Source organism: Streptomyces chattanoogensis (genome assembly GCF_001294335.1).
In the GTDB taxonomy this organism is placed as follows: domain Bacteria; phylum Actinomycetota; class Actinomycetes; order Streptomycetales; family Streptomycetaceae; genus Streptomyces; species Streptomyces chattanoogensis.
In genome coordinates, this window is the sequence record NZ_LGKG01000161.1 from 37,100 (window position 1) to 50,430 (window position 13,331).

The 13,331-nt window shown below is 71.4% G+C and carries 13 protein-coding genes; 7 read left to right on the forward strand and 6 right to left on the reverse strand.

From position 1 onward, the window contains the following. Positions 1-88: 88 nt before the first annotated feature. The gene (locus ADL29_RS29230) at positions 89-2,140 is read left to right on the forward strand and encodes a DUF5107 domain-containing protein (RefSeq protein WP_053926563.1); all 2,052 of its coding nucleotides are present in this window, start codon (positions 89-91) and stop codon (positions 2,138-2,140) included. 143 nt (positions 2,141-2,283) lie between these two features. Here the strand turns inward: ADL29_RS29230 and ADL29_RS29235 are convergent, their stop codons facing one another. The 3 genes from ADL29_RS29235 to ADL29_RS46130 all read right to left on the reverse strand — a co-directional run bounded on the left by ADL29_RS29235 (position 2,284) and on the right by ADL29_RS46130 (position 3,207). Continuing rightward, positions 2,284-2,586, reverse strand: coding sequence for a DUF7848 domain-containing protein (locus ADL29_RS29235; RefSeq protein ID WP_053926564.1), 303 nt, complete (start codon positions 2,584-2,586; stop codon positions 2,284-2,286). Further along, positions 2,583-2,825, reverse strand: coding sequence for a hypothetical protein (locus ADL29_RS29240; protein WP_053926565.1), 243 nt, complete (start codon positions 2,823-2,825; stop codon positions 2,583-2,585). The genes ADL29_RS29235 and ADL29_RS29240 overlap by 4 nt, the downstream gene beginning before the upstream one ends. A gap of 193 nt (positions 2,826-3,018) precedes the next feature. After that, complete coding sequence (locus ADL29_RS46130) at positions 3,019-3,207, reverse strand: hypothetical protein (protein WP_281181976.1); 189 nt, start codon at positions 3,205-3,207, stop codon at positions 3,019-3,021. 456 nt (positions 3,208-3,663) lie between these two features. Here ADL29_RS46130 and ADL29_RS29245 point away from each other — a divergent pair, with 456 nt between their 5' ends. The 3 genes from ADL29_RS29245 to ADL29_RS29255 all read left to right on the forward strand — a co-directional run bounded on the left by ADL29_RS29245 (position 3,664) and on the right by ADL29_RS29255 (position 5,982). Then, positions 3,664-4,524 (forward strand): helix-turn-helix domain-containing protein, encoded by an 861-nt coding sequence (locus tag ADL29_RS29245; protein WP_078971379.1) that lies wholly within the window; start codon positions 3,664-3,666, stop codon positions 4,522-4,524. Next, positions 4,511-4,717 (forward strand): DUF397 domain-containing protein, encoded by a 207-nt coding sequence (locus tag ADL29_RS29250; RefSeq protein WP_053926567.1) that lies wholly within the window; start codon positions 4,511-4,513, stop codon positions 4,715-4,717. Before ADL29_RS29245 ends, ADL29_RS29250 begins: the two co-directional genes overlap by 14 nt. Positions 4,718-5,055: 338 nt before the next feature. Then, entirely contained in the window at positions 5,056-5,982 is a 927-nt protein-coding gene (locus ADL29_RS29255; protein WP_053926580.1) for an NADP-dependent oxidoreductase, read from the forward strand. A 79-nt stretch (positions 5,983-6,061) separates the two neighbouring features. On the opposite strand, the gene ADL29_RS29260 is transcribed toward ADL29_RS29255, so the two are convergent. The 3 genes from ADL29_RS29260 to ADL29_RS29270 all read right to left on the reverse strand — a co-directional run bounded on the left by ADL29_RS29260 (position 6,062) and on the right by ADL29_RS29270 (position 8,868). Then, a complete protein-coding gene (locus ADL29_RS29260) occupies positions 6,062-6,415 on the reverse strand; it encodes a VOC family protein (RefSeq protein WP_046925188.1) in 354 nt (117 codons plus the stop codon). A 42-nt stretch (positions 6,416-6,457) separates the two neighbouring features. Further along, on the reverse strand, positions 6,458-7,273 hold the full coding sequence (locus tag ADL29_RS29265; protein WP_053926568.1) for a class I SAM-dependent methyltransferase: 816 nt from the start codon (positions 7,271-7,273) through the stop codon (positions 6,458-6,460). A gap of 77 nt (positions 7,274-7,350) precedes the next feature. Next, positions 7,351-8,868, reverse strand: a complete 1,518-nt coding sequence (locus tag ADL29_RS29270) for a bifunctional phosphatase PAP2/diacylglycerol kinase family protein (RefSeq protein WP_053926569.1) — start codon at positions 8,866-8,868, stop codon at positions 7,351-7,353. Positions 8,869-9,181: 313 nt separating this feature from the next. On the opposite strand from ADL29_RS29270, the gene ADL29_RS29275 reads away from it, so the two are divergent. The 3 genes from ADL29_RS29275 to ADL29_RS29285 all read left to right on the forward strand — a co-directional run bounded on the left by ADL29_RS29275 (position 9,182) and on the right by ADL29_RS29285 (position 13,137). Beyond that, positions 9,182-10,387, forward strand: coding sequence for a cytochrome P450 (locus ADL29_RS29275; protein WP_053926570.1), 1,206 nt, complete (start codon positions 9,182-9,184; stop codon positions 10,385-10,387). A gap of 276 nt (positions 10,388-10,663) precedes the next feature. Continuing rightward, complete coding sequence (locus tag ADL29_RS29280) at positions 10,664-11,728, forward strand: type III polyketide synthase (RefSeq protein WP_053926571.1); 1,065 nt, start codon at positions 10,664-10,666, stop codon at positions 11,726-11,728. A gap of 206 nt (positions 11,729-11,934) precedes the next feature. Further along, positions 11,935-13,137 carry an aminotransferase class I/II-fold pyridoxal phosphate-dependent enzyme gene (locus ADL29_RS29285; protein ID WP_053926572.1) on the forward strand — a complete coding sequence of 401 codons (1,203 nt, stop codon included), beginning with the start codon at positions 11,935-11,937 and terminating at the stop codon, positions 13,135-13,137. The last annotated feature ends 194 nt before the right edge of the window (positions 13,138-13,331 follow it).

Here is a 13,331-nt window from a genome sequence, read left to right on the forward strand (position 1 = left end):
GCCCTGTTCAGAAGGGCGCTGACGAGGTTCCATGGTCAACAGGAGGCCGCCGGAGCCGAGGTGGCCGGTCCAACCCTGCGAGGCAGCCGTGGCCACGAGTGTGCGACGCACCACCCTGTCCCTTCCCGCCGCCCCCGTCGGCCCGGACAACCCGCTCCCGGCCCTGCGCGGCGGCCGCGATCCGCACCGTGTCGAGACCCCCCAGGACACCGCGCTGCCCGGCGACATGGCGCGCCAGATCGGCTATGAGCCGCTGCGCTCGATCCTGCCCGCCCCGCTGCGCGACGGTTACGGCCGTACCCGCCGCACCGCCGACGTCGACGCACTGGTCCTCGAGAACGACCGGCTGCGCGCCACCGTTCTGCCCGGTCTCGGCGGCCGGGTGCACTCCCTGCACCACAAGCCCACCGGCCGCGAACTCCTCTACCGCAACCCGGTGTTGCAACCCGCCGCATTCGCCCTCAACGGTGCCTGGTTCTCCGGCGGCATCGAATGGAACATCGGCGCCACGGGCCACACCACCCTGTCCTGCGCCCCGCTGCACGCCGCCCGTGTCCCGGCGCCCGACGGCGGAGAGATGCTCCGGCTGTGGGAATGGGAGCGGCTGCGGGACCTGCCCTTCCAGGTGGACCTGTGGCTGCCCGAGGGCTCCGATTTCCTCTACGTGGGCGTACGGATCCGCAACCCCCACCACCGCACCGTGCCGGTCTACTGGTGGTCCAACATCGCGGTCCCGGAAGGCGAACGCACCCGCGTGCTGGCCCCCGCCGACGAGGCCTGGCACTTCGGCTACGAGCGGACCCTGCGCCGGGTCCCGGTCCCGGTCGTGCACGGCGTCGACCGGACCTACCCCCTCCGCAGCGAGTTCCCCGCCGACTATTTCTACGAGGTCCCCGACGGCGCCCGCCGCTGGATCGCCTCCCTGGACGGCGAAGGCCGCGGCCTCGTGCAGACCTCCACCGATACGCTGCGCGGCCGCAAGCTGTTCCTCTGGGGCGCAGGGCGGGCCGGACGGCGCTGGCAGGAGTGGCTCACCGAGCCGGGGACCGGCGGCTATGCGGAGATCCAGGCGGGTCTGGCCCGTACGCAGCTGGAGCATGTCCCGCTCGACGCGGGCGGCGAGTTCGCGTGGCTTGAGGCGTACGGGCCGCTGGCCGCGGACGCCGCGACGGTGCACGGCGACGACTGGGGCGCGGCCCGGGGCGAGGTCGGTGACCGGCTGGAGGCGGCGCTGCCGCGGGCCGCCGTCGATGCCGCGTACGCCGCCTGGCGGCCGTACGCCGACCAGGAACCGAAGGAGACGCTGGCCACCGGCTCCGGCTGGGGTGCGCTCGAAGTCGCCCGCGCGGGGCTCGATCTGCCGGGCACACCGTTCGACGCGGCGACCCTCGGCGCCGCCCAGCGTCCCTGGCTGACCCTGCTCGAGACCGGCGACCTGCCGCCCGACGGGCCCCTCCCCGGCCCGGCGCTGGTCTCCCCGGCCTGGCGCGATCTGCTGGAGTCGGCGCTGCCGGGCCCGGCCACCGACTACCACCTGGGCCTCGCCCAGTGGCATGCCGGGGACCGTGCCCAGGCCGTCCGCAGTTGGGAGCGGGCGCTGGCGACCGGCGGCGGCCGGCTGTCGCTGGACGCCCTGCCGCTGTACTGCCTGGCCGTCGCCGAGGCGGAGGCGGGCGATGCGGTACGGGCCGCCGACCGGTATGCGGAGGCGTTCGGCTGCGCGGCCCGGTTCGCCGGGACGCTGGCGCCCGAGGGGGCGTCCGCGCGCACCTGGTGGGCGGTGCTGCCCGCGCTGGCCCGGGAGGCGGTCCCCGCGCTGCTCGCCGTCGGCCGGGCCGACGAGGCGTGCGATCTGCTGGCACATCTGCGCCAGGACGACCTGGCCGACGGCCGGTTCCGGCTGCTGCTCGCCCAGGTCCTGCTCGCCCAGGACCAACCGGCCGCGGCCCGCGCGGTCTTCGACGCCGGCTTCGAGATCGCCGATCTGCGCGAGGGCGACGAGACCCTCAGCGACACCTGGTACACCATCGCCGAACGCCTGGTCGCGGGCCCCGGCCCGGTCACGGAAGCGGTCCGCGCCAGGGCCCGCGCCGAGCACCCGCTGCCCCAGCGGTACGAGTTCCGGATGCGGCCGGTGTGAGGCCACCATGCGGCCGGATTGGGCTCCCCTCACCCCTGGCCCCCCACCCCCGCAACCATTCCGGGGTGCTCCCGGGCCGGCGAACGGCCACCCTCGGCGTTGGCCGGAGGTGGCCGTTGGGGGTACGTCATAAGCGCCAAGCGCTACGTCCTCACGGTCGCGGCCTTGGCCCACGGTCGAGTAGCCCCGCCCTGGTCCGGGTCGGCGGGAGTGTCGTTCACCGATGGGTGGTCAGTGAGGATGGCATCGAAGAACTCGAACGCCGACAACCGGAAGCCGGTGTGACCGGTGGCGCCCAGGTGCTTCAGGCACCAGTCCCGGGCCTTGTCGACGGAGGGGGTATCGACACAGGATTCCCAGCAGATGAGGCACTTTCCCACGTGCCTGAGTCCCACCTTCGGATCGACCCGAAGCGTCCATTCCAGGAACCTGCCCTGCGCCCTCATGACGTGCTCTCCGGACGGTCGGGGGCATCACTGCCTGCTTCCCGCACGGCCTCGATACACACGCTGAGACCACGGAGCATCTCGGCCGCCTCGTTCCCGGTCAGCTCATCCACCCACGCCGTGCGAGCCTTGAGGTCTTCCCGCACACGATCAAGCTGACGGTACAACTCCCGATACCTGACGTGCCGGTTCCACTCTTCCTCTACGCGGTCGCACCACCGCAACCACGCGCCCCTCATTTGCGGGCCTCCTTCGGGTGGGAGTGCTGCCCGAGCTCCACCGTGCACATCGCAGCGCGACCGTGTTCCCCGAGCCGCCGAGCTTCGGCCCGCTGCTTCACCAACTCCCGGCAGATGTCGCATCCCGGTACGGGTTCAGGGTCCAGGTCCGGGTATGGGTCTGACAGGTGAACGGGCGGGGTCATGCCGGTCATCAGCTCACCACCTCCACACCGTGAATCCAACGCGGCCCGGCGTCGATGCCGTGCACCGCGAGCCACAGAGCCCGCCGCCGCCCACGCTGCAGCCGCCGCTCCTGGCGCTCCTCCGGCGTCAGGACGTACGGACGGATCAGGGGTGAGTCCTCACCCCGTAGCGGCAACCCCGGTCGTTGGAGGGGCACTCGGGGGAGTGTGAGCGCCGGAGCGTCCTCACGCCCGACTGCGGGCGGTGCGGCACGGTGGGAGCCCCGGGCCGGTAGTAACAGCCGCAGCAGCGATTCGAAGATCGTTCGGATAGTGTGGAACACGCTTCAACCTCCGAGCGGTTGGGGCCACGCCCCCGGACCGTCGCCTCGGTCGCGGGGGTCTTTACGTGGCACGTGGTCTTCGGCGGTCGGCGCCTGGCTGCGTCTACCGGCCGCCGTTCTCCCGCCCCATGTAGGGCAGTTGAGCGGGGCGGGGGTGCCAGAATGCTCCGGCCGCATGCTCCCGTGCAACCTTTCATGCAGTGCTTTTTCAGCTAGTTGACGTGCATTGCAGTCGGCATCGGGTGATGCTTTCATTCAGGACGCGGGAGTCTTTCACTTCGGTCGTAGGGGGTAGGTGTGACGGAGCCGGACGGTCCGACTGGATCAACGGTGCCAAGGCGACAACTAGGGCGCATCTTGGGCGAGTTGCGCGAACGCGCGGGACTCAAGGTGAACGCGGCAGCCAAGCTGTTGGAGCGCTCACCAACAACCATGTGGCGCGTGGAGCAGGGGAAGGTCTCTTCTCGTGCCGTCGAGGTAAAGGCGATGTGTGATCTTTACGGCGCATCGCCTGCACTCACAGAGGCGCTCGTAGGGCTCGCACACGAAACGAAGGCAAAAGGGTGGTGGCATGCGTACGGGGATGCGATCCCCGAGGGTTTTGATCTCTACATCGGGCTGGAGGAGGCAGCAACGCACCTTGACTGGTACGAACCGGAGTCGATCCCCGGACTCCTCCAAACCGACGAGTACGCCCACGCGGTCATTCAAGAAGACAACCCCGACGAAGAACCCGGCGAGATCGCTCGGCGGGTTCAAGTGCGCATCAAGCGACAGACGCTTCTGACCCGAGTGACACAGCCGCCTACGCTCAACGTGGCGCTCAACGAAGCAGTGTTGAGGCGTCCTGTCGGCGGGAACAACGTGATGGCGGGACAACTTCGTCACTTGGGGAAGGTGAGCCACCTACCCACAGTGACCATCAAGGTAGTCCCGTTCAGCGCCGGTTTGCACCGAGGCGTCATGTCGGGTCAGTTCCAGATTCTCCGATTTCCGCTTACCGGCAATGGGAGAGAAACGGAACCCCCGACCGTCTACGCAGACGGCTACACGGGGGACCTCTACTTGGACAAGCCCCGAGAGGTTGAACGCTATGACAACGCGTTCCGCGACATCTGGGCCAAGGCAATGCCCGAAGAGGCGTCACAACGCCTGATTCTCGAAATGGCAGGAAACTATGAACAGGGCTGACCTGAACCGCGTGACGTGGCGAAAGTCCAGCTACAGCAATGGGCAATCTAGCTGCGTCGAAGTCGCCGACGACTTCCCCGGAATCATCCCCGTCCGTGACAGTAAGGACCCGCATGGACCGGCGCTGATGTTCTCGGCCGACGGCTGGCTGTCGTTCGTGACCGCTGTCAAGGGTGGAGAGTTCCACCGCTGAGACCACAAGCCAAACGGCCACCCTCAACCATCACTGAGGGTGGCCGTTCGCATGCCCCGGAGCGGCGGAGTGGTTGCGAACCTCAACCATCGGGCAGAACCTGGGGTCTCTCTACTCCCGCCCTCCCCGCAGGGGGCGGGGGCGGGCCGGGGGCACCGTGGAGGTCCAAGCAGGGCCGCAAACCGGCACGGCTGACGCTCCGGCTCACCGGCTGACCAAGCCACCGGCGGCCATGCCGCGAGGATTCGCGGGGAGTCATGACACCCCGTCCGTACGCCATTCGGCGAAAGTTTCCGCGACCGTGGAATGATCCCCGGCCGTCACGCGTTGTGACGACCATGAAGGCAATCACCGTGAACAGCTACGGCGGCCCCTCGGTCCTCGAATACACCGACCAGCCCGACCCGAAGGTGGGTCCCGACTCGGTGCTGATCAGGGTCAGGGCGGCCGGCGTCAATCCCGTGGACTGGAAGATCGTCGGCGGCTATCTGGATGCGCTGATGCACGCCCACTATCCGCTGATCCCCGGGTGGGACGTGGCGGGTGTGGTCGAGGCGGTCGGCGTCGACGCCCCCGAGTACGCGGTCGGCGACGAGGTCATCGGCTATGTCCGCAAGGACGAGGTCCAGCACGGCACTTACGCCGAGCTGGTCGCCGCGCCCGTACGGACCCTGGCACCCAAGCCCGCCGCGCTCAGCTGGCAGCAGGCGGCCGGGCTGCCGCTGGCCGGACTGACGGCCTATCAGGCGCTCAAGCGGGTCGGTACGCAGCGGGGCGAGACGGTCCTGGTGCATGCCGCCGCGGGCGGTGTCGGCTCGCTCGCCGTACAGATCGCGGTGGCCTGGGGCGTCCGCGTCATCGGCACGGCCAGCGAACGCAACCACGACTTCCTGCGGTCCCTGGGCGCCGAGCCGGTGACCTACGGTGACGGTCTGGCGGACCGGGTCCGGGCGCTGGCGCCCGAAGGCGTGGACGTGGCGCTGGACTTCGTCGGCAACGGCGTTCTGGACGTCTCGCAGCAGCTGCTCAAGGACCGCAGCCGGCTGGTGTCCATCGCCGACGGCGAGGTCGGCGCGAAGGGCGGCCAGATGGTGTGGGTGCGCCCGGACACCGCCGATCTGACGGCGCTCGCCGATCTCGCGGACGCGGGGAAGCTCACCGTCCCGATCGATGCGGTGTTCCCGCTGGCCGAGGCGGCCGAGGCGGTCAAGCGCAGCATGTCGGGGCGGTCCCGCGGCAAGATCGTGCTGGAGGTGTCCTCCTGACGGCGGTCATACCGCAGCCGCGAGGCGGACGGAGCGGCGCGCCGGACGGGCTCTGTCCGGCGCGCCGTCCGCCGTGCTGTCAGGCATCCTGTTTCCGGTCGACGTACTCGAAGACCGAGCCGTCCGGATGCCGGGCGACGAGGTTCCGCCCGATCGGGGTCGGCAGGGGACCCGCGATGATCTCCGCGCCGACCGCCGTCAGATCGGCGACCGCATCGTCCACGTCCTTCACGGCGAGGGTCGCCGTGATCTTCCGCAGCACCGACAACTCCGCCTCGGGGCCGCTCATCAGGAAGAAGCACCCGACGGCCGCCACGGCCACACCGCCGCGCTGAAAACGTATGGCCTCGGCGCCGGTCAGCCGTTCGTAGACGCCGATCGCCGCATCGAGGTCGCCGACACATACCCGCAGTGAGGTCCCCAGAATGTCCATACGGGCCACCCTAGTTGGGTGCCCCGTCGGCGCGCAGCGTGATCACACCCGGCACAGGATCTCGCCGTGCAGGACCGCGAACCAGCCGTCCTCCTGCGCGCCCCACTCCCGCCACGCCCGCGCGATCCGCGCCAGCTCCCCGGCCGTGGCGTGTCCGCCGTCCACCGCGATCCGGGCGTATGACGACGAGACCGTGCGGTCCGCCCACAGCTCGCTCCACCAGGACCGCTCCTCCGGGCTGTGGTAGCACCAGGTGGCGGCGGTGGCGGTGACGGCGGACCGGTCGAAACCGGCCTGGCGGGCCCAGGCGTGCAGCCGTCGTCCGGCATCCGGCTCTCCGCCGTTGGCGCGGGCCACCCGCAGATACAGCTGCTGCCAGTCGGTCATCCCCTCGACCTCCGGGTACCAGGTCATGGCCGAGTAGTCCGCATCGCGGACGGCGACGATCCCGCCGGGCCTGGTGACCCGGCGCATCTCGCGCAGCGCCTGCACGGGATCGCCCACGTGCTGCAGGACCTGATGGGCGTGCACCACGCAGAACGTGTCGTCCGGGTAGTCCAGTGCGTGGACGTCCCCGACCGCGAACCGGACGTTCGTCAGCCCGCGCCCAGCGGCCGTGGCGCGCGCCTGATCCAGCACCTCGGGGGCGTGTTCCAGCCCGGTGACCTGCCCGTCCGGCACCAGCGCGGCCAGGTCGGCGGTGATGGTGCCGGGGCCGCAGCCGATGTCCAGGATCTGCATGTGCGGCAGCAGCGAATCCAGCAGATATCCGGCCGAGTTGGCGGCGGTGCGCCAGGTGTGGGAGCGCAGTACGGACTCGTGGTGGCCGTGCGTGTAGACGGCGGACTCGTGCGGCATGGTCGGCTCCTTCGCGTGACCGGGGCATGACGTTCACACCGTACGCCGCGGTCTCGCATCATGAGAGTGCCGTCTCGCTATTTGAGCGGGAGGCGATAGACCGTCAGGGCCTCGTTCTCCTTCTCCAGCGTCAACTCCCCGGTGAATGCGGTGACTTCGCCGTCGAACGCCAGGGGCGTGCCCTCCCGGAGCCCGCCCACCCGAAGGCTGCGCAACCGGGCCTCGCCGAGGACCGGGGAGGTGCGCGGGCTGCCCGTCAGCGCCGCGGCGAGCAGCCGGGTGCGGGCCAGCCGGCCGCCGTGCACCACCCGGACATCGAGCACCCCGTCCGCCAGGTCGTGCCGCCGTACCGGCGCCAGCCCCAGCCCCCGGTAGTGGCAGTTGCCGGCGAACAGCAGCCACACCGCGCGCCGTCTGCCGTTGATCTCGACGGTCAACGGCTCGGCGGTACGCAGCACTTCGCACGCCGCCAGCACCCCGGCCGGCCACGCCCCGATCCGGCCCGCCCACTGCTCGCGGATCCGCACCAGCTCCGGATAGGCCCCGACGGAGAAGGTGTTGAGGAAATACCGGTCCGTCCGGCCCTCCCTGTCCGTCCGGCCCTCCCGGTCCGCCCGCTCCGGCCCGGACCGGAAGCGCGCCAGGTCGACGGCGACCGCCTCACCGCTCTCCACGGCGCGGGCCGCCGCCGCGTAGGTCTCGATGCCCAGGTCGTACGCGAAGTGGTTGTGGGTGCCGCCGGGCAGCACCGCCAGCGGCAGCCCGTGCCGGACCGCGACCGTCGCCGCGGCGTTGACGGTGCCGTCCCCGCCCAGCACACCGAGCGCCCCACCGCGCCGCCCGGCCAGCTCCGCCGCCTCCTCCAGCACCTCCTCCAGAGGCCGCGCCCACGGTCCGCCGCACCGTACGACCTCGGCAAACGGCAGCAGCCCGCGCAGCTCCTGGGTCCGGTCCGGGGCCGTCCCGGCCCGCTGCCCCGAGCCGTGGTGCGCGACCACCACCAGACCGCGCCCGCCGGGCAGCGCGGGCGCGTCCGCGCGCGGCCGGGCCGGCGGGGCCAGCTGGGTGCGGGTCGGGGCAATGCCGCGTACGGCGAATGCGGCACCGGCGCCCAGCGCCGCCCCCGCCAGGACATCGCCCGGATAGTGCACCCCCGTATAGACACGGGAGAACGCCACCGACACGGCGAGCGGCGCCAGTGCCAGTCCCCACCATTTGTTCTCGAACGCGACCCCGGTGGCGAAGGCCGCCGCCGAGGCCGCGTGCCCGGACGGGAAGGACGAGGTGAACGGCTGGTGGTGCAGCTGCCGGATCACCGGGACCGCGTCCAGCAGCGGCCGTGCACGCCGTACGGAGCGCTTGCCCAGCGTGTTCACTGTCGCCGACGCGGCCGCCAGCGAGGCCACTCCGCGCAGCGCGGCCCGGCGGCCGGGTCTGCCGCCCAGCGCGGCGGCACCGGCCGCGACACCGAACCACAGCAGCCCGTGATTGGCGCTCCGGGACAGCCGCGGCAGCACACGCTGGGCGCCCGGCCACTCGCGCGAGGCGATCCGGACGAAGGCCAGCCGGTCGAGATGGGACAGCTTCTTCCGCATGCGGCACCTTGTACCCCGGCCGGGCACCGGTTCCACCCCGGCGGGGCACCGGCGCAGCGGGCCGCCGAGGCCGATGCCACCCGTTCGGCGCAATGCCCCCGCTGTCCGCTCGGCGCCGTACGCCGCTGCGGACGGGGGCCGCAACCGTCCCCGTCCGGGCCGTACGGCCAGGCCGCCGCGCAGCAGCCTGGCTACCATGCTTGCGAGCGATGAACGGGCGCTTTTCGTGCGCCCGCGCCCCTGTGCGCCGCGCCCCGGCCTGCCGTCGCGGCCGGCGCATCCGCTCGTCATCCCCTCACTTCGGGAGCTCAGCATGGAACCCGGCCCGAACGTCTGGAACTGCCCATTCGACTACGCCGAGGCTCTTGAGTTCGATCCGACGCTCAAGCGCCTGCTGACCGAGGAACCGGTCGCCCGTATCCGGCTGCCGTACGGGGAGGGCGAGGCATGGCTCGTCACCCGGTACGAGGACGTGCGCACGGTGACCACCGACCGGCGCTTCAGCCGGCATGCCGTCATCGGCCGCGACTTCCCCCGTATGACACCCGAACCGATCGTCCAGGACGAGGCGATCAACGTGATGGACCCGCCCGCGAGCAGCCGCCTGCGGAGCCTGGTCTCCAAGGCCTTCGCACCGCGTCATGTGGAGCGGATGCGGACCCGTACCCAGCGTGTCGTCGACGAACTGCTGGACCGGATGGCCGAGCAGGGCCCGCCCGGCGACCTGATGGAGAACCTGGCGAACCCGCTGCCGCTGACCACGATCTGCGAGGTCCTCGACATCCCCGAGGCCGACCGCGCGCAGCTGCGCGGCCACGCCCGCACCATGATGAACATCAGCCCCGACAACCGGGACAACGCCGTCCGGGCCAAGGCCGATATGCGGGCGTACTTCGCGGAGCTGACCGCACACCGGCGTGCGCACCCGGGCGACGACCTGATCAGCGCCCTGGCCACGGCGCGGGACGGCGACGAGATCCTGGACGAGCGGGAACTGACGGTCATGGCCATGGTGCTGCTCATCACCGGCCAGGACACCACCACCTACGAGATCGGCAACCTCTCCTACACCCTGCTGACCCGGCCCGAGGATCTCGCCATGCTGCGCTCCCGGCCGGAGCGACTCCCGCAGGCGCTCGAGGAGATGCTGCGGTTCATCCCGTTCCGCAAGGGCGTCGGCATTCCCCGGGTCGCGCTCGAGGACGTGGAGCTGAGCGGGGTGAGGATCCGGGAAGGGGACATCGTGCATGTCTCCTATCTGACGGCCAACCGGGACCCCCGGAAGTTCGACCGGCCCGACGAGCTGGATCTCAGCCGCGAGAAGCCGCCCCATATGACCTTCGGCTGGGGCGGGCACCACTGCCTGGGTGCCCCGCTCGCCTTCGTCGAGATGGAGGTGGCGCTCGGCACCCTCCTGGACCGCTTCCCCGAACTCAAACCGGCGAAGCCGGCCGAGGAGGTGCGCTGGAACGAGACCTCCATCTGGCGCTATCCGCAGGCGCTGCCGGTCCTGTGGTGACGGTCGGTGAAGCCCGCAGCGGCATGCGGACTTCACCCGACTGCCGTACCGTGGCTCGTAAAGCTGATCCACCCCCAGGGGTGTGATCCAGCTGCACAGGGAGAGTTCATTCTTCGACGGCTGGCCCGCTTGCGTCCCTCCCAGGGGCACCGACTTGGGCCGCCGGAACCGCCGGCACCCTTCGTGCCGGCGGCTCCCGTCGGCCCCGACACACCAGTAAGTCAGAGCTTCCAGGGACTGCACCGAGCGGACCACAGTCTGCTAGGAGCGCATCCCATGGCGGTTCTGTGCAAACCGGCAATCGCGGTACCGGAATACATCATCACCAGGGACGACACCCTCGAACTCGCGCGACAGCTGCACTACGACCACCTGCAGCTCAAAAAGGTGCTCCGGCTCATCGAGCACACCGGCGTGGTCAGACGGCATCTGATCCAGCCCATCGACAAGGTACTGGAACACCCGGGATTCGACGCCCGTAGCGCGGTCTACGAGGAGGAGTCCAAGGCCCGGGTCCCCGACGTGGTGCGCCGAGCACTCGACCAGGCCGAACTGGAGTCGCGGGACATCGACTTGATCGTGTACGTGTCCTGCACCGGCTTCATGATGCCGGCCCTGACCGCATGGCTCATCAACACCATGGGCTTCAGATCGGAGACTCGGCAGATACCGATCGCCCAGCTCGGCTGTGCGGCAGGAGGCGCCGCGATCAACCGCGCGCACGACTTCTGCCGGGCCTACCCCGACGCCAATGTGCTCCTGGTCGCCTGCGAGTTCTGCTCGCTGTGCTATCAGCCCACCGATCTGGAGGTGGGATCGCTGCTGTCCAACGGCCTGTTCGGGGACGCGGTCGCGGCCGCGGTCGTCCGGGGCAAGGGCGGCACCGGCGTCCGTTTGGAACGCAACGGCTCCTACCTCATCCCGAACACCGAGGACTGGATCTCCTACGCGATCCGCTCCACCGGCTTCCACTTCCAGCTGGACAAGCGCGTCCCCGGCACCATGGAGCCCCTCGCCCCCGCCCTGCGCGCCGTCGCCGAACAGCAGCACTGGGACGCGGGCGACCTGGACTTCTACATCGTCCACGCCGGCGGTCCGCGCATCCTCGACGACCTGTGCCGCTTCCTCGAGGTGCCTCCCGAGGCGTTCCGCTTCAGCCGTGCGACGCTCACCGAGTACGGCAACATCGCCAGCGCGGTGGTGCTCGACGCCCTTGCCCGGATGTTCGACGAGGCATCGGCGCGCGACGGGCAGCGGGGGCTGCTGGCCGGATTCGGACCCGGTATCACCGCCGAGATGGCGCTGGGCACTTGGTCGTCCGGTCCGGCGGGCGAGGGCTGAGGCGGTGCGCCGCCCGCACCCCTGGCTCGTACGGATGAGCGAACGGATGACCCATACGGCCCCACCCCACCCCGTCGGCCGCGCCCTCCCCCTTGCCGCTGACGTGTCGCCCCGGTCGCCGCCTACCCCGTCTGCCAAGGTGGTCGAAGTCATCATTCATGTGATGGGCCCACGATCGCCTGTCGTCGCGGAGGGTGGAGGTACGGATGCAGCGGACCGCCCCGGATCCGGCCCCGGACCCGCCGGTGGGCCTTCCGGTGCTCCCGGACCTCGCCGCGCACCTGGCCGCGGCCGCCGACCGCGGCGAACCGGAACCCCCCGGCGGCTCCCTCCCGCTGCGCACCGCCGCCTGCGGTTACTGGGAGCGGCGCGGCCTGGTCACCGACCCCGGCCATACGCTCGCCGCCCCGGGCGCGCCCGCCCTCCTCCTCGCGCTGTACGCGGCGGCCGACGGGGCCGTGGTGCTGCCGCGGCCCTGCTCCGAGTGGTACGCACCGCCCGCCCGGCTGCTCGGACGGCCGGTGCACCGCGCGCCCGTACCGGCCGAATCGGGCGGGATGCCCGACCCTTTTGCCCTGCTGGAGACCGTCCGCCGGGCCCGGATGCACGGTACCGAGCCGCGCGTCCTCGTGCTGTCCGTCGCCGACGACCCGACCGGCACCTGTCCGGCGCCCGAGCAGCTGCACGAGGTGTGCGAGGCGGCGGCGGGGGAGGGGTTGTGGGTCATCAGCGACGAGTCGCACCGCGATCTGCTGCACGATCCGCATGACACCGTGCTCCTCAGCCCCGCCGAGATGCTGCCCGACGAGGTGGTGGTGCTGACCGACCTGCGGGCCGCCCTCGTCCCCGCCTCCTGGCCCGCGGCCGTCGCCCGCTTCCCGGACACCGAACGGGGCGCCGCGCTGCGCGCCGGGACGCTCGATGCGCTGGCCGCGCTGCGGATGCCGCTGCCCGGCCCGCTCGCCTGCGCCGTCGGCCATGCGCTCGGCGAGCCCGTCCCCGTACGCACCGCCACCACCGCCGCCGCCCGGCTGCACGGTGCGCTCACCGCCGCGCTCCACCGCGCCCTCACCGAGGCCGGCGCCGTCTGCCGCCCGCCGCATTCCGGCAGCCATGTGTATGCCGACCTCGAGCCGCTGCGCCGGGCCCTCGAAGCCCGTGGGATCGGTGAATCCGCCGCGCTGGAACGGGAGTTGGCGCCATGGGCGGCGCGCGGCGGGCACCGCTTCGGGGACGATCCCGGGGCGTTGCGGGTGCGGCTGGGGTCCGAGGCGCTGCTCCGTGGCGACACGGCGCAGCGCGGGCAAGCCCTGGACGTGGCCGATCCTCTTCAACTTCCCTCCGTAGCCGAATCGTTGACTGCCTTGTCGCGGGCGCTGGCGGCGCTCACGGCTCAGGGGGACGGCTGATCCGCCCCGGTCCCGTAGCCTCCCGCCGCGTCCCCCGAATGGAGCCCCTCGATGACCGAACAGACCGAGCGCTCGGTCGCCGAAGCCCGCACCGCCGCCACGCCGCCCGCCTCGTCCGCCCCGCCTGCCGCCCCCGAGCCGCCCGGTGCCGCCCCGCCCGTCCCCCCGTCCGCCGCCCCCGCCCTGCCGCACAC

Bases quoted from the DNA above. Each gene is read 5' to 3' on its own strand.
- ADL29_RS29235 (WP_053926564.1), bottom strand. From the start codon at position 2,586: ATGAGGGCGCAGGGCAGGTTCCTGGAATGGACGCTTCGGGTCGATCCG.
- ADL29_RS29240 (WP_053926565.1), bottom strand. From the start codon at position 2,825: ATGAGGGGCGCGTGGTTGCGGTGGTGCGACCGCGTAGAGGAAGAGTGG.
- ADL29_RS29250 (WP_053926567.1), top strand. From the start codon at position 4,511: ATGAACAGGGCTGACCTGAACCGCGTGACGTGGCGAAAGTCCAGCTAC.
- ADL29_RS29255 (WP_053926580.1), top strand. From the start codon at position 5,056: ATGAAGGCAATCACCGTGAACAGCTACGGCGGCCCCTCGGTCCTCGAA.
- ADL29_RS29260 (WP_046925188.1), bottom strand. From the start codon at position 6,415: ATGGACATTCTGGGGACCTCACTGCGGGTATGTGTCGGCGACCTCGAT.
- ADL29_RS29265 (WP_053926568.1), bottom strand. From the start codon at position 7,273: ATGCCGCACGAGTCCGCCGTCTACACGCACGGCCACCACGAGTCCGTA.
- ADL29_RS29270 (WP_053926569.1), bottom strand. From the start codon at position 8,868: ATGCGGAAGAAGCTGTCCCATCTCGACCGGCTGGCCTTCGTCCGGATC.
- ADL29_RS29275 (WP_053926570.1), top strand. From the start codon at position 9,182: ATGGAACCCGGCCCGAACGTCTGGAACTGCCCATTCGACTACGCCGAG.
- ADL29_RS29280 (WP_053926571.1), top strand. From the start codon at position 10,664: ATGGCGGTTCTGTGCAAACCGGCAATCGCGGTACCGGAATACATCATC.
- ADL29_RS29285 (WP_053926572.1), top strand. From the start codon at position 11,935: ATGCAGCGGACCGCCCCGGATCCGGCCCCGGACCCGCCGGTGGGCCTT.